This window comes from Flavonifractor hominis, assembly GCF_040095835.1.
GTDB classification, from domain to species: domain Bacteria; phylum Bacillota; class Clostridia; order Oscillospirales; family Oscillospiraceae; genus Flavonifractor; species Flavonifractor hominis.
On the sequence record NZ_JBBMFT010000016.1, the window covers coordinates 1 to 21263 of the forward strand.

Here is a 21263-nt window from a genome sequence, read left to right on the forward strand (position 1 = left end):
TCCTGTCGTTCTTTTCATCGTCTTGCTCACTAACTTGCTTTGTCATTTTTGTTTTATTCAAACGTTGCAATTTAACGCTATTCTTTCCTGCCCGGAGGCTTCTTTTTCCTTTCTCTGGCAAGAGAAAGGAAAGGCACCATGGTGCCTTTTTTGTTTACTAGTATGCTAATATTTTTTTACAAATCTGTCAACCCGTTTTTGTATAATCAAAATATTTTATCTATATTGCATATTTTTATTTCTTTATTGGAATGTATTACTCCTTTAAATGGATTGAAATTTACATTTATTATCCATTATATAGCAGATATCGTTCAATTTTGTTTCTATATTTCTTTGGCAGTTTGTATAAAGTAAGTTCGCTGCCACGTTGCAGTTACATAAAATGAAACTCTTCATTTAAAAATTTACATGCATTATTATATGCAGCAAAACCGTGTACACCTGTACATTTGTGTTTTTCTTTTAAACCTGTTCCATCCGCAATCAGGGATCCATTCCATCTAGAACCAGAGTGTTAGAAATGTGTTAGAAACGCAAAAATAGAAAGACTCAAAAAGTACAAAAAAGTACCGCAATCCAACGGATTGCGGTACTTTTTCTGGTTGCGGGGGCAGGATTTGAACCTACGACCTCCGGGTTATGAGGGCCTTTTGAAACAAAAAGGTTCTCAAATTCGTGAGAAATGCGCAGATCTGAGAACTAATTTGAGAAGAAAATTTTTGAAAGGCTTGCGCCATTCCCAGATATATGAGCAGTGACCCATCTGGGAATGAGTGTTTTCAAGATTTGTGTTAGAAAAAATGTTAGAAAACAGGGGAGATAAAATGATTCCCCTTATCCCCACATGGACTCCTTATCAACGCTGACCAATACAGCATCTGTAATGATGACGTCTTCCCAAAGATCATCCTGTGAAACATATCCAGACACCGTAATCACATTCCCCTCATTTACCGCAAACAAGTCATCTTGATTGCTGAAATAGATGTTCACGGAACCGCCAATATGCTCCTCATAGATGCCATATACATTGATTCCGGATACTGTGACATACTGCCCTTCGTAGTTGCTCAAAAACCTTGGTTGATTGCTGGTGATATCGTCTGCGGTAAAAGATAGGGACGGTGCGAACCCATCTGAGCCTGGAGCTTCTCCATTTGGGCCTGTTGGATCAGAAGCTATGCTTTCTGCATTTTCGATGAATGCATTATTTCCGGCAATAGAACCACCCACATTTGCCAGAAACATATATGCAGTGTCGGACAGCCCATCTGACAGGACGATCAAAAAGTTCATGTCACCGTTCACTTGAAAGCTATCTCCGCCTGGCTCATGAGGGGCGTAATAGACATACAAATCGTCGCCGCTTTTGTCCCAATCCAACTCCAGACCAGCAATCTTGACCCACTGATCCGCATGGTCGCTAATCCAGATTTTATTTTCTGCCTCTGTCCCATCCCGCAAATTGATTTCATCACAGAGAGACAGATCCTCCGGAGGAGTAAAAGGGTCAATCAATGCAGGATTGATTGTGGGTACAACGGGCAAGGAGGAAGGCGTCGGCGCCGACTGAGACTCAGTTTGGACAATGCCGGTGGCCGTCGGTGTGTGACTTGATGACTCACCAGAATATTGCTTCCCGGATGTGCACGAACTCAGAATAGCCAAAAACAGCGCCGCATTTAGTACGATGGCAGCATGGCGAACAAGGCTTCTTATGTAGTTCACACTGAACCTCTCCTTTCTATTCAGCGTTCATAGGATGCTTTGGTGTCCTGTTCAATTTCTTTCGCGCAACCCTGCATAACAATCCCGATTTGTTTGCAATTATGATAAAATGCCCGGGTGATAAAAGATTTCGTCAGCTTTGTGGTGGGCGCACCGGCAGAAAAGATGATGGCCAGCATGGTGTCATTGGCGGGGGACGCCAAATTCATCTGGCGTATGATGTCAAAATATGCTTTCTCATTTTTTAAAGTTTTCCATATTATTTGTTTTCCAGCAAGCCTAATGTCGGAGACAAGCTCATTGGAAGCGCGTTTGAGAAAGAAAAACTGGATAAGAATCGAACTGATAATAAGTGCCAGAAGGCCGCTAATAATGATTGGCCAGCGAAATACATCCTCATAAAAATAAGCATTCAGATTAACGGGCTCCAGCAGCAGCCAGACCACCAGAATGATGACGCTTACCACGGCGTCAACTATGTATCCGGAAATAAATAGTTGGCGATATTTTGTAAAATTGAGCGACAAGTCATACCTCATATAGTCCAGGTCTGTTTTTGGCGTGTCCCGTGAAGGATTTTTTTGTGAGATTGGATTACCGCAGTTGGAGCAAAAGGAGGCTCCTTCCTCAACTTCGTGCCCACAATTGGAACAATACATGTCGACATCTCCTCTCTAATTTCTATTTACACATTATATCTATATAACGTTATAATTTCAACAAAAATATAACGTATATTATAATCTAACGGATTTCCGTACTCCTGGGTAAAATAGAGGTACTAATCCCAGGAGGTACCCTATGCAGGAATTTGATGTTGTAGCGCGTATCCAGGAGCTCTGTCAGGCCCGCTCGTGGACTTATTACCGCCTGGCCAAGGCATCTGGTATTCCTTACTCTACCTTGAGCACGATGCTTCATAAAACGAATGTGCCCTCTGTGCCGTCGCTAATAAAGATCTGCGATGGCCTTGGGATTACTCTGGCCCAGTTCTTTTCGGATCAGGATGAAAGTGCCAAACTGACGGCAGAGCAAAAGCATTGTCTGGGCGTCTGGAGCACACTGGACAAGCCTGGCCAGGAGCTGGCGTTGGCCTATATGCAGGGGCTGGCAGATCGTCAGGAACATAAACCGAACATAAAGTAATTCCCTGGACAACATGTGTCCAGGGAATTTTTTCAGTTGAGCTTTGCCTGGGTTTTGATGTACTCGACGATGGCTTGCTTCGGAACCCGCCAGACCCGGCCATTTCGATACCCCTTCAAGGTTCCGGCTCCTAGCAGTTCATAAAGCGTGTTCTTGCCGATTTTCAGTACCTCACAGGCTTCCTCGGCGGTCAGCAGGTCATCAAAGTTCTCGAGCATAGTATCCCCCCTTGCCGCAATGAATGCAGTCCATCATTTTGCAGCTTTGACACTTGCATCGAGGAGTCCGTGGCCCTCTCTCTCTGGGAGCCTGCGTGGGTCCCAGTAAATGTAGGGCTGTAAGCTGCTGAAGGATCGCGTTTTCATACCGCTGAAAACGGATCATTAAGTCTGTAATGTCTTCTCCAAATTCGTATAGTATCCGCAGTTGCTCGCGCTCGTCATCTGTCCAATACATTCCTGTGCGTTCCAGCTTAATCTCACCTCGCCGTACTGCTGCTATATACTCTTCTCGATTTCTGTTTGATTCCATGAGCTTCAAGAACCTCCTTTTTATTGATTTAATTTTATGTTAGCTTGCATTGTAAAAAATGATAAAGGAGGTCTTTCTGCGTCTGTATCTCAATACTGCCGCTCCGTATTCTGGTCGGCAGTAGAAACTCTGGCAGGGCCTACTTTAATTTTGAAACGGCTTTTGGAACCAAAACAGGGGCCGGAACGGGCTTCTGCGCCCAACTCCAGCCCCTGTTCCAAAAACCTTCGTTTTTTCCACTCACAACGGCAGGCAGAGGATCTCTCCGCCCAGGTTCAGGAAAAGCTCCGGGTGGAGAAATCTCTGCTGGTATCGCTCCATCTGTTCCTCTGTCAGGCTGATAAAATCCTCGCTGTCCGGAGGGGCACCGCAGAGGAAAAAGGTACCGCACACAATATCGTACAGCTTCCCTTCAGAATCTCGCAGGGCTCGGTTGGCAGGCAGGCCCATCAGCTTGCCCTCGTCGTTGCAGACCAGAGCCACCGGTTCCCCAAAGGGATACAGCACCTGTATGGTACCACCCACTACCTTCTGCATAGATGACAGTTTTCGCCTGATCTCGCTTTGACGGGGCGCCTTTCCAGGTTCTACAATCAATACCCGCATACCATCTCACCTCTCAAAGATAGTCATAGCAATACAGAGCGTCCTCGATCTCGTCGGTAGACCAACCCTCCAGCAGAAGCTGGTCGATCTGTTCCGCCGTATAGCCAAAGGAGGCCGCCACACTTTTCAGCTGTTCCAGATAACGCGGTTCGGGCAGGCAGGCGGAAACCTGCCGCCAGCTTCTGTAATGGGGGTACAGAGTCCACCCCATTTCAAAATGATCTATCTGAATTTCTCCCCGCCGGTTGATGCCCAGAATGTCGCCACTATCAATCAATATCTTCTCTGCCTGTTCCCATCGCAGCCAGGTGCGGGCCACCGCTTGTCTCAGGATCGTCTCTGTGGAGGCATAGAGATAGAGCCCTATCCGCGGGAAATGGAGCAGGCAGAATGGATTGTCCCCCTTAACCACATACAAATTGTCCTGTTCATCCACCACAGTAAATACAAAAGAGCCCTCCACCGTTTCCGCCATCTGTCTGAGGCTGGCCGGTGTGAGGGCTTTTTGCTGCTCAATGAGCTGCACTGCCACATAGCTGTCGGTCTCGATCCGGGTGTGAGGAAGGCTATGGCTTCTGCGCAGCGACAGATCGTTGTAGAGGACGCCGTTATGGGCCAGGGCAAATCTGCTCCCGGGCACCTGTCCGGCAAAGGGGTGATTGTTGCGGTTGTGTGCGGCATTGCCCTGAGTGGTCAGGCGTGTGTGGCCCATCACCACCTGAGCATCTTCTGGAATTCGGAACCGGAGCAGATGGGCAGGGCCGGGGCGCTTGTAGATCCGCAGGCGGCCGGAGGAGTTGTAGGCAATGCCAGCGGCGTCGGTTCCTCTGGCTTCGCTCTCCGTGGCCAGGCAGGAGATTAACCTGGACTTCTGGCGGCCGGTCAAGGCATGGCGGCAGTCCATAAGGCCAAACAGACAGCACATCAGGCCTCCACCTCGCTCTCCACTGGCTCGTTCACATAGAGCCGCCGCTCCTTCAGGTACTGTACCAGCTCCGGATACTGATCCGCCTGGATGCCGGAAACAAATGTAGTCCAGGCCAGGGATTTCATCTCGTCATCGGATAAAAAAATCGCCGCATCGCAGATGCAGTTCAGCATCTCCAATGTGGCGAAGATCGTATTGACTTTCAGCGTCCCACGGAACATCCGGAACTCTACGGTGCCTGGATTTTGCAGATTGACGCAGGTATAACGGCCGCCATGGTAGCCTTTCTTGGCGTAGTCCAGGATCTCCATGGGCTGCTCCTTGTAGCCGTAGCGGGCCGCCCACCGTTCCAGCTGCCGGGGTGTCCGGCGGGAAAACTTCAGCAGCTCCTCCCAGTGTTTTTCAAAAAAGTAGAGCACCCTGGCAATGGCCAGATCCTGTTCCCAACTCTCAGCGCCAAAGGCACTCCGGCTCACGTGGACGTGCAGGCCGCAGGTATTGGCCTGGTGGCTGAGGTAGCCCAGAGACACCGCCTTCCCGCACAGCTTTGCCCATGGAACATGGTGGAGCTGGTAGTCCAGGCTGGCCGGATGGGTCACCAGCTCCATGCCGTCATCCAGGGAACCATCGTGCTTGATGTACAAATATTCGCCCTCCTGATTACCCACCTCCAGCAGCGAGCGGGCGTGCTTTTTGAGCTCGCCCGCTCCGTCGATCTCCAGTTCCACACCGAAGAAGCGTGGGCCTGTCCCATAGAAAACAGGTTTGGGTTTGTAATAATAGTCGTGGATGGGAGAGGCGTCGGACAGGGTGTGGAAACAGCCCGAGCAGTACGGGGATTCGTCATAGTCGTCGTCCTCAGCGTAGTAGGCTTGGGACTCGTGGAGCAGCGTTCCGCACCGGCAGCAGTTGGTGTAGTGGTCATCGTAGCATCTCTGGCAGATGGGGACTTCACTGCTGCCCGCGTTGTCCTCCTCCCAGATCCGCTCTCCGCAGTGGCGGCAGAGCAGCGTCCGCTCATCCAGACAGTGCGCACAGAGTTCCAGTCCGTCAAATGGGTACAGGTCTTCACCAGGGTATGACTCTCCGCACAGGCCGCAGGTTCTTTCTTCTTTCATGTCAATTACCTCCATGATTTTTACCCCCGATCGCCTCGGGGTCATTCATGGGGATAATATGTAATCAAGAATCATCGAATTTGCGGCTTGGTGCTTTTATAGCGAGAAGCAGAGATTTAAAAACTTCTCCTATAGTTTTATACTTGAATTATTCTACATGATAAGGCGTACGGAAGATAGTGGGTGGAAATTTAGCTTGACCATGAGACTAGCCATTGGCATACTTATGTATATGACAGAAGTTTACAGGCATACAAGGTTTCAATATAATGTGACCAATATTCGGCTTAAGGCCTGCAATGGGGAGTATTTATCATGATTACTGGCGAACTGAAAAACAAAATTGACCGTCTCTGGGAGACCTTCTGGACCGGTGGCATAACGAACCCCCTGGACGTGGTGGAGCAGATGACCTATCTCATGTTCATCCACGACCTGGACGCCGCCGACAATCAGCGTGCCAGAGAGCGCGCCATGCTGTGTTTGCCCCATCAGAGTATTTTTGCTGGCGAGGTGCAGGTGGGCGAGCGGACCATTCTGGGCAACCAGCTCAAGTGGTCGGTGTTCCACGACTTTCCCGCCGGGCAGATGTATTCGGTCATGCAGGAGTGGGTGTTCCCCTTCATCAAGAACCTCCACGCCGACAAGGACAGCGCCTACGCCAAGTACATGGGGGACGCTATCTTTAAAATCCCCACACCCCTGATGCTGGACAAAATCGTCACCGCCATGGACGAGATCTACGCCCAGGCGGAGCAGCTCCACGACGCCGACGTCCGGGGCGACATCTACGAATACCTCCTGTCTAAGATCGCCACCGCCGGGGTCAACGGCCAGTTCCGCACCCCCCGGCATATCATCCGCATGATGGTGGACCTGATGGCCCCCCGGGCGGACGACGTGATCTGCGACCCGGCCTGCGGCACCAGCGGCTTCCTGGTGGCGGCGGGGGAATACCTCAAGGAGAACAGGAAAGAAGAAATCTTCTTTGACCGCCAGAAGAAAGACCACTACATGAACCACATGTTCCACGGCTACGACATGGACCGCACCATGCTGCGCATCGGGGCCATGAACATGATGACCCACGGCATCGACAACCCCTATATTGAATACCGGGACAGTCTCAGCGACCAGAACACCGACCGGGAGAAGTACACCCTCATTCTGGCCAATCCCCCCTTCAAGGGGAGCCTGGACGCGGACATCGTATCCGCCGACCTGCTGAAGGTGTGCAAGACGAAGAAGACTGAGCTGCTGTTCCTGGCCCTCTTCCTGCGGATGCTGAAGGTGGGCGGACGGTGCGCCGTTATCGTGCCCGACGGGGTGCTGTTTGGCTCCTCCAAGGCCCACAAGGACATCCGCAAGGAGATCGTGGAGGGCAACCGGCTGGAGGCGGTGGTCTCCATGCCCAGCGGGGTGTTCAAGCCCTACGCCGGGGTGTCCACGGCGGTGCTGGTGTTCACCAAGACGGGCCACGGCGGCACAGATGACGTGTGGTTTTACGACATGAAGGCCGACGGCTTCTCCCTGGACGACAAGCGCACCGAAATAAAGGAGAATGACATCCCTGACATCGTCAAGCGGTTCCATAACCGGGAAGGTGAGAAGAAGCGTGAGCGCACGGAGCAGTCCTTCCTGGTGCCCAAGGAGGAGATTGCCCAGAATGGCTATGACCTGTCTATCAATAAGTACAAGAAGGTGGAGTATGTCCCCGTGGAGTACCCCTCCACCCAGGAGATTCTGGCCGACCTCAAGGAGCTGGAGATGGAGATCACCAAGGGCTTGGCGGAACTGGAGGAGATGGTGTGATGGAAATAAAAACTGTTGAAGAGATAAATCAGTACATTGGCTCTACTGTCAATCCATCAGATAATCCGGATACAGTGTATGAATTATACAGCGTTCCAAGTTTTGAATTACAGCATCCAGAGATCATAAAAGGGACGGATATAGGGTCATCAAAAATAACAGTCGAAGAGGGTGATGTGTTAGTTTGTAAAATCAATCCGAGAATTAACCGGGTTTGGGTTGTAAAACAGCATACATCCTACCCACTTTTGGCTTCTTCCGAATGGATTGTGATAAGGAATCTTGACATAGATTCAGATTATTTGAAATGGTATTTTTCATCGCCAACTTTTCGTAACTTACTTGTTTCTCAGGTTGCTGGCATTGGAGGTTCTTTAACAAGAGCACAACCCAAGCAAGTAGCAAAATACCCCGTTCCTTTAGTTGGAAAAGAAGAACAGCGCCGCATTGCCGCCCTGCTGGACAAAGTCAGCGACCTGATCGCCAAGCGCCGGGCGCAGCTGGACAAGCTGGACCTGCTGGTCAAAGCCCGGTTTGTGGAGATGTTTGGGGATTGTAAAACTAACCCCAAAGGCTGGAAGACTTGTTGCTTGGAGGATATAGCAGAGGTAGGTTCCAGCAAACGGGTTTTTGTTGAAGAATTGAAAGAGGAAGGAATTCCTTTTTATCGTGGGACAGAAGTTGGGGCCTTGGCAGAAGGGCTGACAATTACTCCAGAACTTTTTATTACAGAGGAACACTATAATGAACTTTGTGACATGTCGGGCAAGCCTCAAAAAGGAGATTTATTGATGCCGTCTATTTGCCCGGACGGACGAATATGGCTTGTGGATACAGATGATCCGTTCTACTTTAAAGACGGTCGGGTCTTGTGGGTGCATGGAATTAGTGACAATTTTGATCCTGTTTTTCTACTATATACACTGAAAGATAGGATTATGGCTGATTATAGCAGCATTGCATCTGGCACAACATTTGCTGAATTAAAGATTTTTGCGTTAAAAAAGTGTAAGGTTTTCAATGTCCCAATTGAGTTGCAGAGAAGTTTTTCCTCGTTTATTCAAAGCACAAGTAGATCAAAATTGATGATTCAGCAGAGCCTTGATAAACTGGAAATACTGAAAAAAGCCTTGATGCAGCAGTACTTTGGATGAAAAAGGGAGAGTGATGTTATGTCGATGCTAAAAGAAGCTGATTTCTATTATGGTGCCATTTTGTCTACATTGCTGAACCATAACATATGCCCTGCGTTGATTGAGGGTGGAACGGATAGGCAAGTTTATGATTTCACAACTGATCATAAAGACTTCCGCCTTTTTGTAAAGTATCGTTCCGCTCCCGTTACCAAAACAAAAGACTATAATAGTTGGCAGTTCGTTTTTTCGGATTCAGATATTCAAGAGCTAAAAAATTATATGGCACTTGATTTGGAACTGTCGGTTGGGTTGGTGTGTGGCCAGGAACCTCTACATCAAAGTGAGTATGCAGTTCTGCATAAAGATATTGTCGAAAAGATCTTTGCGGAAGGAAAAGAATCTATTACAATTAGTCGAAAGAAGGGAGAAAAAGCATTTCGCATATCAGTAGGCGGTGGGCGTAATAATGCATTGCTGGTTAAAGCGAATGCACTTTATTAAGGAGTTAACTTATGACCAACTTCGATTTTCTCCTCTCCGATCCGCAATTCATCACCTTCGGGGAGGTGGCTGTTGCGGCGGAAAAAATCTATGCCATCGACCCGGCGGTCTGTGTGCTCAACTGCCGCCGGTGCATGGAGTTTGCCGTCAAATGGATGTACTCCGTGGACAGCGGGTTGGTCATGCCCTACGACGACCGGCTTTGTAGCCTCATGGACACCGAGGATTTCAGGGCCATCGTGGACCGGGATCTGTGGCAGCGCCTTCGGTACATCCGCCAGACGGGCAACGCCGCCGCCCATAAAAACCAGAAGATCACCAGGGAGCAGGCCCGGCTGTGCCTGGAAAACCTCTGGTACTTCATGGACTTTGTGGCCTGCTGCTACGGCACGACTTACACCCCTGGAGCATTTGCCCCCGCCCTGTTGGAGGAGCAGGCCGCCGCCCCGGCACCCACTCCTATCCCTGAGGTGGACCTAGCCGCCCTCATGGCGGAAAATGAAGCCCTCAAAGCGGAGCTCACCGCCCGCCGGGAGGCCCAGCAGCCCAGCTATACCCCCAAGCCCCTGGATCTCTCCGAGTACAAGACCCGCAAGCTGTACATCGACGCCATGCTCACCGACGCAGGCTGGACGGAGGGGAAGGACTGTCTGAACGAAGTGGAGCTGCCCGGTATGCCCAACAAGAGCGAGGTGGGCTATGCCGACTATGTGCTCTACGACGACGCCCACCGCCCCCTGGCCGTCATCGAGGCCAAGCGCACCTGCGTGGACCCGTCCAAGGGCCGTCAACAGGCCAAGCTGTACGCCGACCTGCTGGAGCTGAAGTGTGGCCGCCGCCCGGTGATCTTCCTCACCAACGGCTTTGACACCCGCCTGGACGATGGCGCCTACCCGGAACGCCGGGTGGCCGCTTTCTACTCCAAGAGGGATCTGGAGAAACTCTTCAACCTCCGGGCCATGCGGACCAGCCTCAAGTACATCCAGGTGGACCACGCCATCGCGGGACGCTACTATCAGGAGGGGGCAATCAAAGCCACCTGTCAGGCTTTGGCCCAGAACCGCCGGAAGGCCCTGCTGGTTATGGCTACCGGCTCCGGTAAGACCCGGACGGTCATCGCTCTGGTAGACGTGCTCCTCCAGCACGGCTGGGTGAAAAATATCCTCTTCCTGGCCGACCGCAACTCCCTGGTCACTCAGGCCAAGCGCAGCTTTGTGAACCTGTTGCCCGACCTCTCCGTGACGAACCTGTGCGAGGAGAAGGACAACTATACCGCCCACTGCGTCTTTTCTACTTACCAGACCATGATGAACTGCATCGACTCGGTGGAGGACGGTGAGGGAAAGCTGTTCACCGTGGGCCACTTTGATCTGGTCATCTGCGACGAGGCCCACCGCTCCATCTACAACAAGTACCGGGATATTTTCAACTACTTCGACGCCCCTCTGGTGGGCCTCACCGCTACCCCCAAGGACGAGATCGACAAGAACACCTATGAGGTCTTTGAACTGGAGAGCGGCGTACCCACTTACGGCTACGAACTGGCCCAGGCGGTAAAGGACGGCTTCCTGGTGGACTTCTTCACTGTGGAGAGCAAGCTGAAATTCCTGGAGGAGGGCATTTCCTACGCCGACCTGTCCGAGGAGGAAAAGGCGGAGTATGAGGCCACTTTTACTGACGAGAACGGGGAGCTGCCCGAGCGGATTGAGTCCTCCGCCCTCAACGAGTGGCTGTTCAACGAGGACACTATTCGTCTGGCGCTGAATCTGCTGATGACCAACGGCCTGAAAATCGACTACGGGGAGAAGTTGGGCAAGACCATTATCTTCGCTAAGAACCACCGCCACGCCGAGAAGATTCTGGAGGTGTTCGGCAAGGAGTACCCCCATCTGCCCGGCTACGCTAAGGTCATTGACAACTACATGACCTACGCCCAGAGTGCCATTGACGAGTTCTCCGACCCCAAGAAGCTGCCCCAGATCGCCATCTCCGTGGACATGCTGGACACCGGCATTGACGTGCCCGAGGTGCTGAACCTGGTGTTCTTCAAGAAGGTCATGAGTAAGGCAAAGTTCTGGCAAATGATCGGCCGGGGTACCCGGCTGTGTCCGGGACTGGTGGACGGGGAGGACAAGACCAAGTTCTACATCTTCGATCTGTGCGGCAACTTTGAGTTCTTCCGTATGAATAAAGGAAAGGCTACCGCCAATCAGATGCCCCTACAAAGCGCCATTTTCTATCTGAAAGCCCAGATCGTCTACAAGCTCCAAGACCTGGCCTACCAGACCGAGGAACTGATTCCATTCCGAGAGAAGTTGGTGGAGGAGATGCTGGCCAAGATGCAGCAGCTGGACCGGAACAACTTTGCCGTGCGGCAGCACCTGCGGTATGTGGAGAAGTTCGCTCGCCCGGAGAGCTACCAGGCCCTCAGCTATGAGGACACCCTCTATCTGCGGGACGAGGTGGCCCCCCTGCTCCAGCCAGATGCAGACGAGGCCAGCGCCGTGCGGTTCGACGCACTGATGTACGGCATTGAACTGGCTTACCTGGTGGGGAATACCTACAAGAAGGCCCGGAAGGACCTAGTGAAGAAGGTCAGCGGCGTGGCCAGCGTGGCTAACATCCCGGAGATCCGGGCCCAGTCTGAGCTCATCGAGAAGATCCTGCATACCGACTACCTGGACAACGCGGGAATCAATGAGTTTGAGCACATCCGAGAGTGCCTGCGGAACCTGATGAAGTATCTGCCCCATGACGGCGCGATTTACAATACCAACTTTACGGACGATATCCTCTCCGTGGAGTGGAAGGAGTCGGAGCTGGAGAATGACGACCTGAAGAACTACAAGGCCAAGGCGGAGTTTTATGTGCGGCAGCACCAGGACAAGCCCGCCATCGCCAAACTGCGCTCCAATGTGCCGCTGACGGCGGAGGATATACAGGAGCTGGAGGCCATCCTCTGGAGCGAGGTGGGTACCAAACAGGACTACGAGGCCGAGATCGGCCAGAAGCCGCTGGGGGAGTTCGTCCGGGAGATCGTGGGCATGGACATGAACGCCGCCAAGGAGGCGTTTGCCCAGTACTTAAACGACGTCAATCTGGACAGCCGGCAGATCTACTTTGTCAACCAGATTGTGGAGTACATCGTACACAATGGCGTGATGAAGGATCTGTCCGTGCTTCAGGAACCACCCTTTACGGATCGGGGCAGCATCGTGGAGATTTTCACAGACCTGTCCCTGTGGACTGGGATTAAAAGCGTCATTGACCGGATTAACGCCAACGCGGCGGCGTAAAAGAGTTGGAATGGGCAACGGTTATGGGCAGTGTGAAAAATGATATAAAAACAAGACATGTCCTGTTCATGGGTGTGCTCTGCAGAAATATGATATGAGTGCTGTGGATGCGTGGTCCTGTGAGAAATGAGAGTGCTATTACCTGGATCCTATTTTTCAAAGTACAACGGGAAGAATTACAGTTCTGAGGAAAGCCACTTCTTTCTTCCCTCGAAACGATATTCCCAACGCAGAAAGAGAATCCGAAATCACAATTGGCAGTGGAACAGAGTAGAGGTGGGAACCTTCCGGTACCCACCTCTATTTTTTGTTGGTAACGTTCACTATCAGAAGTTAAGGAAAAGCACATTACCATTATTTTAAAAAGAATTATCCAAATGAATCGACAATTCCATTCCTCTGGTGCAGACGGCTTGGATATAGACACGGCTGTGGTGTTCCTCTACGCTGTACAACACCACATCATTGCGGAACAGGAACTGCCGGATTCCTTTCTGCGCCCATGGTTCTGCCGGATAGAGGGGGTACTTGTTGGGCATGGTAGTCAGATGTTCCTGAATTGCATCGCGGAGACGGAAGTACCAACTCAGCGCCAATGCGGAATCCTGAAAATGGAAGGCAATATAATCCGCCTTTTCCTCCATGTCCTGAATAGCGGTCTCTGTGTAGAGGATCTCATAATGCCGCAGTGTTTCCATGGGCAAACCGCTCCTTCATTTTTCTGTCCAGGTCCGCCTGGGTGAAAACCTTCCCCTGGGCAATATCCTCTTCACTTCTGGAGAGTTTGGCGCTGATCTCCTGGGCCGTCATTTCGTCCCATGTTTTCAGGGTTGGACGGAAGGGCATACCGCCTTCCCGGAGACTCTGCTGGGCAAAAATGCGCACGGCCTCAGCAAAAGAAGTTCCCAGATTGCGATACAGTTCTTCCACCTGGGTTTTCAAATCCCCGTTCATGCGAATTTGCAGGGTAGCATCCATAGCCATAAAAACGCCTCCAGACACATGGTAATAGATTATAATTGTAATACTATCGTACTACGATTTCTGGTATCCGTCAAGCAAATGTCCCAATGAGCACAGCGTGGCCTTTTTACATGCACAACTGCTCGAACATGCTTTGAGCGTACCGGAGCCCTTCCGAAATTTTAAAGTCCACATACCATTTGGGCAGCAATCCCTGGATATATCCGCGCAGGCAATGCCAGTCGGAAACACCTTCCGAATACATTTTCCCGGTTTCAAAGGATACTGTATTGACTGCAAAATGCAGATGTTGGTGAGCGGTATCTTCATGCAGGCCGTAGACAGACTGATAGTCCCGGTAATACCGGCAAATATCAAACCCGAGTTTCATGGCGTGCTCATACTCAATTTGTTCCGAAGGACTAAAGGACAAAATGAAATGCCGGACGCGACGACCATGGTTCTTTCCCCAAAGATCTTTTACAAGCTGCATCTGCTGCGCGGCATTATGCACGTCTACTCCATATCCGCCGCAATAACCGTACCCCATACGGCACACATAGTTTACCAAAGTGGCCAGCGCATCGTCATCGTTGTATGGCTTGTTCATCATGATAAGGACTGGCATAAGCCCGTCACCTCCTCTTGAAGTGCATCAAGGACACAATCATCCATCTCGAGCCTGGCCTGGTTCAACAAAGTGTGAATTTTACATATATGCTCCATGGCTTTTTGGTTCTTTGCGTTGCAGCCGGACACCTCCAAGCCAAAAATAGCACGCCGGATCAGTTCACTTTCGCTCAATCCGCTTTCCTCTCGTTTCTGACAAAGTTTACGATATTCTTCTTCTGAAACACGCGCTTTCACGGTCTTGCTTTTCACTTCTGAAGGACGAATGCTTTTCATAACATTTTTGCTCCTTTTTTATGATTTAGATAACATATTTATAAAGAAATGTTGTTTATCATTAGATCAATATAATCTGTCTATAGGAATAATGATATAGAGACAATAAAGATGGGAAATATAAATCAGATAGAAACGATCATCACGTACAGTCAATAAGCGGTTATAGGTACATAAGCAAAGTAGCCACAAGAGATATGCTTTGTGTCACATATCTCTTTACTCTATAGTTATATATCTGTAAAAAAGAATTGCTCCGGCAGGTCAACCTGCCGGAGCATGAAATTTGATGCATTTAATATGTTGTGAGCGAAGAAAGCGTCAGCCCAACTTTGTCAGCGGCTTGCCCTATCCCGGTCTGTCAGAATAGTTGAACTATTCAGGTGGATACCCATGGGAAAGCAGATTTTAATGAAAATACTTTATTTTCGTCAGATTTGCAGCAAACGCAAAAAAGACCCCTCTGAAACCATTGCGATTCCAGGGGATTCTCTTGAAAGTAATCAGCGCTTGCTGGGATAAATTTTCTATGTACCGGAACTTTCCAGCGGGAAGTACGTCTAACCAGACAAATTCGAAAACACACTTGAAAATAATTTATCAAACAGAACAGGAGCGAATTTTATGAACAAGAAACTGACTGTATTGGTGCTCACTGGTGCGTTGGCCTGTGCCATGGCCCTGCCCGCCATGGCAGCCGAGACGACCGCTGTTCCCATCTCTGCGCCGGTTTCTATGGAAGAAACTATGTCTCTTCCGGACAGCGTGCTGTACTATGGCACAGTACAGGAGATTGTGAAGGACGAGAATGGGAATATTACGCAGCTCCGCATGGTTTCTGACCGCTACGGCGAATATGTCATGAACATCACCGAGCAGACCGTATGGATCGACAGCGGCCGTCATGCGGCTTCTGATCCCACCGATCTTCAGGAAGGCGAAAGTGTGTATGTGTTCCACAGCTCTGTAGAGACCCGCTCCCTGCCTCCTCAGTCTGCTGCATTTGCGGTGGTACGAAATATTCCTATGGATGCAGGCTGTGCCCAGTACCACGAGGTTGAAGAGGTTTCTTTGCAGAACGGTCAGCTCAAGATCACCACTGACAACGGCGGACTGTTTATTTTTGCGGATGATGAGACGGAACTGTCCATGTATCGCAATGATGCCGCACTTTCCCTGGAAGACATTCAGGTGGGAAATCATGTGATAGCCTGGTATGGTGCGGTTGCGGATAGTTATCCCGGCCAGGCTCATGCCAGCTATTTGATGCTGTTGCCCGGCGAGGTCCAGATTGCGGAGGAGACCGTGACCCGTGGTGAACTGGCTATGATGATGTATGAGCAGGCCGGAAAACCCTCCGTGGATTTTGCCATGGAATACAGCGATGTGGCCGATGATGCGCAGTATGCCGAAGCGATCCGTTGGGTCACCAGCAAAGGCTATATGGGCGGTTATGGTGATGGCACTTTTGGCCCTGATGACGCTGTATCCCGCGAGCAGCTAGTGACGATCCTGTGGCGCTACGAAGGCAGTCCCATGCTGATGGATTACGCCGGCCTGACCCAGTTCAGTGATGTGGGCGATATCTCCCTGTGGGCTCAGCCTGCTTTCGCCTGGGGTCATCAGAGGGGTTACATTTCCGCAGTCGAAGAAGGAATTCTGGCTCCCAAGGGCGATGCCACTCAGGAGATGGCGGAAACCATTTTGAGTGCACTTGCAAAGTAAAAGATACTCAAAATTCCTCTGGCTGCGTGATTGCAGCCGGAGGAATTTTCTTATACGGCAAATCAATTATAAATTATTGTACTACATTTGATTTTGTGCTATAATAAATTAGGGAATGAAGTTCTCCCTTGGTGTGATAACCTAAACCGCTGAGTAAGCTGATGACTTCTGCAAGCATAGGATGCTTGTGGGGTTATCAGCTTTTTTGCGTTTTATAGGCGAAAAGCAGGGAGAATGTTTACCCATACACCAAAGGAGGAGATTGATATGATCTATTCCACCGAAGTGGAGCATATGTGTCCCGTAGCTAAGGGCGCATACCACGGCCCAGCCCCTATCCCAGAAGAAGGAAAGTGGATTCAGGCAAAGGAAATCAAGGATATTTCCGGCCTTACCCATGGTATCGGTTGGTGCGCCCCTCAGCAAGGAGCGTGCAAACTCACGCTGAATGTTAAAAATGGCATCATTGAGGAGGCCCTGGTGGAAACCTTGGGATGTTCAGGAATGACCCACTCTGCAGCCATGGCTTCTGAAATTCTCCCTGGTAAAACGATCCTGGAGGCTATGAATACCGACTTGGTCTGCGACGCCATCAATGTTGCGATGCGCGAACTATTTTTGCAGATCGTCTATGGCCGCAGCCAGACTGCCTTTTCTGAGGGTGGCCTGCCCATCGGCGCAAGTCTTGAGGATTTGGGCAAGGGGATGCGCAGCCAAGTGGGAACCATGTTCGGAACAAAGTTGAAAGGCGCTCGTTACCTGGAAATGGCCGAAGGCTATGTCACAAGGCTGGCCTTAAATGAGGATAATGAAATCATTGGATATGAGTTTTTGAACTTAGGAAAGTTGACGGATGCGTTAAAAAAGGGCGAGGACGCTACTGCTGCCGTAGAGAAAGCCAAAGGAACCTATGGCCAGTTTGCAGATGCGGTCAAATACATTGACCCCAGAATGGAATGAGGGGGGTGATTAAATATGGCACTGTTTGAAGGTTATGAGCGCAGAATTGAGAAGATCAATTCCGTTTTGAATGAATACGGCATTGCATCCTTGGAAGAAGCAAAAGAAATCTGCCAATCAAACGGCGTTAATCCCTACAAAATCGTGAAGGAAGTCCAGCCAATCGCGTTCGAGAATGCCTGCTGGGCTTACATTGTGGGAGCTGCCATTGCCATCAAAAAAGGATGCAAAACCGCGCCCGAGGCGGCGGAGGCCATTGGGATCGGTTTGCAGTCTTTTTGCATTCCTGGCTCGGTAGCCGATGACCGAAAAGTTGGCCTTGGACATGGCAATCTCGCCGCTATGCTGCTGCGGGATGAAACCGAGTGCTTTGCATTCCTGGCCGGTCACGAGTCCTTTGCTGCGGCGGAGGGAGCCATCGGCATTGTAAAAAATGCAAACAAGGCCCGGCAGAAGCCTCTGCGGGTAATCCTGAATGGATTGGGTAAGGATGCCGCACAGATTATCTCCCGAATCAACGGATTTACCTATGTACAGACCCAGTTTGACTATACCACAGGCAAGGTTACTGTTATTCGTGAAATCCCCTATTCTAAAAAAGAACGGGCTGCTGTCCGCTGCTATGGCGCGGATGATGTACGGGAAGGCGTTGCCATCATGCACCTGGAAGGCGTAGATGTATCTATTACTGGAAACTCCACCAACCCCACCCGGTTCCAGCATCCTGTGGCGGGAACCTACAAAAAAGAGTGTGTGGCGCAGGGAAAGAGGTATTTCTCCGTAGCCTCCGGCGGCGGTACCGGCAGAACGCTCCATCCCGATAACATGGCTGCCGGCCCTGCATCTTACGGCATGACAGACACCATGGGCCGGATGCACTCCGATGCTCAGTTTGCCGGTTCCAGTTCTGTCCCCGCTCATGTGGAAATGATGGGCTTCCTGGGCATGGGGAATAACCCAATGGTAGGCGCTACTGTTGCCGTAGCCGTGGCGGTAGCAGAGTGCTTAAATCATTGAATATAAGGAGGGAACATAATGTTGAGATTACTCGTTCCCATTGACGGGAGTGACCGCAGCAAACAGTCCATTGATTGGATCAAGGAACGGTATACGCCTTCGGAAGTGTCCGTAACACTTCTCCTTGTCCGGGAGGATTGGGATGACATTCGTTGTAAAGAGCAGTGCGCACTTGCTAAGGAAGAAGCTCTTCCTATTCTTCAGGAAAGCGCTCATACACTGTCTGACTTCTCCGTAGCAACCGAGGTCCGTTTTGGCCGGGCTGGGGAAGAAATTCTTCGCTTTGCTGAGGAAACGGAAATCGACATCATTGTTATGACCAAGTCCACAAAGTCCGGATGGATACAGATGATCGGTTCCGTCACAAACCATGTGGTGAAATATGCAAAGTGTGTGGTAGTAATTGTTCCGGAGATGCAGACCAAATAAAAGTAATTCGGATAACAGGAAGTTGAATGCGAGGCTTTCTAATACCCTGCCTGGTATTGGTGAAGGAAGTTTAGATTATAAGAAATGAAGTCCCCCGACTTTGTCGGGGGACTCATTCATACATATTATGGAACAATCTTTGAACGAAGGGGTTCTTGGTAAGTCTATTTTTGATAGGGCGGTCAAATTGAAACGGTGTTTTCCGCGGTTCATCTGACAGCAGTGACTGAATGGTTACTCCATGCCGCAATGTATGATATCATCTGTTAATCAAAACGATTTGCCCTGAATGGAAATTTTTGAAAAATGACTGGTTTTCCTTTCTATTGGTGTAATCCGCAGTACGGGGTATGCCTAAATTACTGTATGGTCTACCGTCCGTTTGGCCCCGTGGAGTTTCCAGGCAAGGCTAGGGGCAATTCCAAATTCTGCGTAAACTCCATGTGAGGTGGGAATAGAGCGAAATTTATTCAGAGCGGTAGCCAAGGAATCCGGCTATCGCCTTTTTAACAAAAAACGCTGATGGGGTTGGATATCAAGGGCGGCGGAGTCATTTATCTTCTCCTTGACATCCGACACCAGCAGTGTTACTCAGGCATACGCTCGGCAAAATAGATGGCCATCTGTGCGTGGATCAGGCTCCAGTCCTGCCGCCGCCCGGTCCACTTTTTCGTAATGTCCATCATGGCCAGATATAGCATTTTAAGTTGGCTGTCATCGGTGGGAAAAACAGACTTAGCCTTGGTTACCTTGTGTAGCTGGCGGTTGAAACCCTCAATGGTATTGGTGGTGTAGATCAGTCTGCGTACCTCCAGGTGGTACTTGAAATAGGTGCTGAGATTGGCCCAGTTGGCCCGCCAGGACTGGGAGATTTTGTGGTATTTCTTGTCCCAGTGTTTCCCAAAGGCGTCCAGAGCGTCCAGGGCGGCATAGACCGTCTTCAGTTCCTTATAGGACACATACTTGCTGGAATTGCGCAGCTAATGGGTGATGCAGTTTTGGATCTCGGTCTGTGGGAAGGTGACATGGATGGCCGCATCAAATCCCGTCAAATTGTCCGTGCAGGCGATAAAAATATCCTCTACACCCCGGTTTTTCAGACCATTGAATACAGTTGCCCAGAACTTGGCGCTCTGGTTTTCGCCAACCCACATACCCAGGACATCTTTCCGGCTATCCAGATTGACACCAATGGCAATGTATACTGCTTTCTTCACAATCTGTCCTTCGCTGCGGACATGGTAGTAGACGTCATTCAGGAAAGACCACAGCGCAGATGGACTCCAGGGGCCGCTGCTGCCACTCTTTGGCGATGGGCAGGATCTTGTCGGTAATTCGGCTGATGGTACTATCTGAAACAGAAATACCATAGATGTCCTGGATGTGGGTCTCAATGTCACCAGTGGTCATGCCCTTGGCATACATGGACAGGATCTTCTCCTCAATGTCCTGACTGATGCTGGTTTGGTTCTTTTTCAGTACCTGGGGTTCAAATTTCCACTTCCGGTCTCGAGGGACCGACACATTCACATCTCCAAAGCTGGTGCGTGGCGTTTTGCTGCTTTGGCCGTTGTGGCTGTTGTCTATGTGATTGTTCTTGTAGTCGTACTTGCTGTAGCCCAGTTCGTCGTCCATCTCCGCCTCCAGACCATTCTCCTGAACTCGGCAATGGTCTCCTTGAACAGATTCTGGATGTCATCCATGCTGCCGATGTTTGCCATCTGCAGCAGCTCACGGATTTTTTCTCGACGGGCATTTTCTTCCGAGGTGCGATTCTTTCTGGCCATATGTAAAACCTCCTGTGCGGTGCTTCTATTCTACACCGCACAGGAGATTTACACAAAACTTGGGATAGTCTCATGCCTGCCGCTCTCCGCCTTGTCCCCGTCCTCTCTGGACAAATGCAGATAGCCCGCTGTATTCTATTGTTTCATACCCCGTCCTCCCTTCCGCTGTGCGAATTTTTTAACTCTTGTGTGCCTGAATGAGCGCCCGGAACAGGGCCTCCGGATTCCGGGTCCCATCAAACCGGCGAGACACCTGCCAGATAGTCTTTGATGGCTATGAACTCTGTGCGTTCATCGGCATGTCCTCCCGTTCTGTGTGTTTGCTCCCATTGTATACCGTAGGACACCGACAGTATGCTGCTTTGTTTTACTTCAGTTCTTCCATTCCGTTTCAACACAAAAAGGCGGCTGGCCCATGGAGTACATCCATGGGCCAGCCAAGAAAAAGAAGAAAAGAAAAGGAAAGGAAGGATACAAAATTAGTTGTTTTCGCTCTGAGTAAACCGCATGAGCATCATGGCTACCTCAGCGCGGCTGGCGGTGCCCTGGGGATCCAGAACCGAGCCGTTCTTGCCGGTGAGGATGCCCTCGGCGACCGCCCACTCCATGGCGTCCTGCGCCCAGGCGGACACGGAGGCGGCGTCGGCAAAGCCGGTCAGGCTGCCCTCCGT

The 21263-nt window shown here is 50.5% G+C and carries 21 protein-coding genes, 1 pseudogene and 1 riboswitch; of the genes and pseudogenes, 10 read left to right on the forward strand and 12 right to left on the reverse strand.

The annotated features are described in order from the left end of the window. Window positions 1–837: 837 nt before the first annotated feature. Window positions 838–1731, reverse strand: coding sequence for a hypothetical protein (locus tag WMO45_RS13225; RefSeq protein ID WP_349141356.1), 894 nt, complete (start codon window positions 1729–1731; stop codon window positions 838–840). A 20-nt stretch (window positions 1732–1751) separates the two neighbouring features. Then, entirely contained in the window at window positions 1752–2390 is a 639-nt protein-coding gene (locus WMO45_RS13230) for a zinc ribbon domain-containing protein (protein ID WP_349141357.1), read from the reverse strand. Window positions 2391–2532: 142 nt separating this feature from the next. Between WMO45_RS13230 and WMO45_RS13235 the strand changes: the two genes are divergently transcribed. Continuing rightward, the gene (locus WMO45_RS13235; protein ID WP_349141358.1) at window positions 2533–2877 is read left to right on the forward strand and encodes a helix-turn-helix domain-containing protein; all 345 of its coding nucleotides are present in this window, start codon (window positions 2533–2535) and stop codon (window positions 2875–2877) included. A 32-nt stretch (window positions 2878–2909) separates the two neighbouring features. Here WMO45_RS13235 and WMO45_RS13240 read toward each other — a convergent pair whose 3' ends face one another. From WMO45_RS13240 to WMO45_RS13255, 4 genes are all read right to left on the reverse strand, one after another. Then, a complete protein-coding gene (locus WMO45_RS13240) occupies window positions 2910–3095 on the reverse strand; it encodes a helix-turn-helix domain-containing protein (RefSeq protein WP_349141359.1) in 186 nt (61 codons plus the stop codon). Between the two features lie 553 nt (window positions 3096–3648). Then, window positions 3649–4014, reverse strand: coding sequence for a DUF3846 domain-containing protein (locus WMO45_RS13245; RefSeq protein ID WP_349141360.1), 366 nt, complete (start codon window positions 4012–4014; stop codon window positions 3649–3651). A gap of 13 nt (window positions 4015–4027) precedes the next feature. Then, window positions 4028–4939: a class II glutamine amidotransferase gene (locus WMO45_RS13250; RefSeq protein WP_349141361.1), complete on the reverse strand. Its 912-nt coding sequence runs from the start codon at window positions 4937–4939 to the stop codon at window positions 4028–4030. Next, window positions 4939–6060 carry an amidoligase family protein gene (locus WMO45_RS13255; RefSeq protein ID WP_349141362.1) on the reverse strand — a complete coding sequence of 374 codons (1122 nt, stop codon included), beginning with the start codon at window positions 6058–6060 and terminating at the stop codon, window positions 4939–4941. The genes WMO45_RS13250 and WMO45_RS13255 overlap by 1 nt, the downstream gene beginning before the upstream one ends. A 315-nt stretch (window positions 6061–6375) precedes the next feature. Here WMO45_RS13255 and WMO45_RS13260 point away from each other — a divergent pair, with 315 nt between their 5' ends. From WMO45_RS13260 to WMO45_RS13275, 4 genes are read left to right on the forward strand one after another with little or no spacing between them, the layout of a single operon-like run. Then, entirely contained in the window at window positions 6376–7872 is a 1497-nt protein-coding gene (locus tag WMO45_RS13260; RefSeq protein ID WP_349141363.1) for a class I SAM-dependent DNA methyltransferase, read from the forward strand. Next, on the forward strand, window positions 7872–9026 hold the full coding sequence (locus tag WMO45_RS13265; protein ID WP_349141364.1) for a restriction endonuclease subunit S: 1155 nt from the start codon (window positions 7872–7874) through the stop codon (window positions 9024–9026). The genes WMO45_RS13260 and WMO45_RS13265 overlap by 1 nt, the downstream gene beginning before the upstream one ends. An 18-nt stretch (window positions 9027–9044) precedes the next feature. Continuing rightward, a complete protein-coding gene (locus WMO45_RS13270; protein WP_349141365.1) occupies window positions 9045–9509 on the forward strand; it encodes a hypothetical protein in 465 nt (154 codons plus the stop codon). Between the two features lie 11 nt (window positions 9510–9520). Further along, complete coding sequence (locus tag WMO45_RS13275) at window positions 9521–12805, forward strand: DEAD/DEAH box helicase family protein (protein ID WP_349141366.1); 3285 nt, start codon at window positions 9521–9523, stop codon at window positions 12803–12805. 359 nt (window positions 12806–13164) lie between these two features. Here WMO45_RS13275 and WMO45_RS13280 read toward each other — a convergent pair whose 3' ends face one another. From WMO45_RS13280 to WMO45_RS13295, 4 genes are all read right to left on the reverse strand, one after another. Continuing rightward, window positions 13165–13503 (reverse strand): type II toxin-antitoxin system RelE/ParE family toxin, encoded by a 339-nt coding sequence (locus WMO45_RS13280; RefSeq protein WP_349141367.1) that lies wholly within the window; start codon window positions 13501–13503, stop codon window positions 13165–13167. Next, window positions 13481–13789, reverse strand: coding sequence for a type II toxin-antitoxin system RelB/DinJ family antitoxin (locus WMO45_RS13285; protein WP_349141368.1), 309 nt, complete (start codon window positions 13787–13789; stop codon window positions 13481–13483). Before WMO45_RS13285 ends, WMO45_RS13280 begins: the two co-directional genes overlap by 23 nt. A 106-nt stretch (window positions 13790–13895) precedes the next feature. Next, window positions 13896–14396: a relaxase/mobilization nuclease domain-containing protein gene (locus WMO45_RS13290; RefSeq protein WP_349141369.1), complete on the reverse strand. Its 501-nt coding sequence runs from the start codon at window positions 14394–14396 to the stop codon at window positions 13896–13898. After that, window positions 14378–14674, reverse strand: a complete 297-nt coding sequence (locus WMO45_RS13295) for a plasmid mobilization protein (RefSeq protein ID WP_349141370.1) — start codon at window positions 14672–14674, stop codon at window positions 14378–14380. Before WMO45_RS13295 ends, WMO45_RS13290 begins: the two co-directional genes overlap by 19 nt. Before the next feature lie 393 nt (window positions 14675–15067). Between WMO45_RS13295 and WMO45_RS13300 the strand changes: the two genes are divergently transcribed. The 5 genes from WMO45_RS13300 to WMO45_RS13320 all read left to right on the forward strand — a co-directional run bounded on the left by WMO45_RS13300 (window position 15068) and on the right by WMO45_RS13320 (window position 18805). After that, complete coding sequence (locus WMO45_RS13300) at window positions 15068–15196, forward strand: hypothetical protein (protein ID WP_349141371.1); 129 nt, start codon at window positions 15068–15070, stop codon at window positions 15194–15196. Window positions 15197–15298: 102 nt separating this feature from the next. After that, entirely contained in the window at window positions 15299–16399 is a 1101-nt protein-coding gene (locus WMO45_RS13305) for an S-layer homology domain-containing protein (protein WP_349141372.1), read from the forward strand. Between the two features lie 102 nt (window positions 16400–16501). Further along, window positions 16502–16577: riboswitch (Fluoride riboswitch) on the forward strand. An 89-nt stretch (window positions 16578–16666) separates the two neighbouring features. Further along, window positions 16667–17359, forward strand: a complete 693-nt coding sequence (locus WMO45_RS13310) for an iron-sulfur cluster assembly scaffold protein (protein WP_349141374.1) — start codon at window positions 16667–16669, stop codon at window positions 17357–17359. Window positions 17360–17374: 15 nt separating this feature from the next. Further along, entirely contained in the window at window positions 17375–18376 is a 1002-nt protein-coding gene (locus WMO45_RS13315; protein WP_349141375.1) for a GGGtGRT protein, read from the forward strand. Window positions 18377–18394: 18 nt separating this feature from the next. Next, entirely contained in the window at window positions 18395–18805 is a 411-nt protein-coding gene (locus WMO45_RS13320) for a universal stress protein (protein ID WP_349141376.1), read from the forward strand. A gap of 587 nt (window positions 18806–19392) precedes the next feature. On the opposite strand, the pseudogene WMO45_RS13325 reads toward WMO45_RS13320, so the two are convergent. Together WMO45_RS13325 and WMO45_RS13330 are read right to left on the reverse strand one after the other, a co-directional pair. Further along, a pseudogene (locus WMO45_RS13325) lies at window positions 19393–20592 on the reverse strand (IS256 family transposase). 479 nt (window positions 20593–21071) lie between these two features. Continuing rightward, on the reverse strand, window positions 21072–21263 hold a 192-nt coding region (locus WMO45_RS13330; protein WP_349141377.1), incomplete at its 5' end, for an S-layer homology domain-containing protein.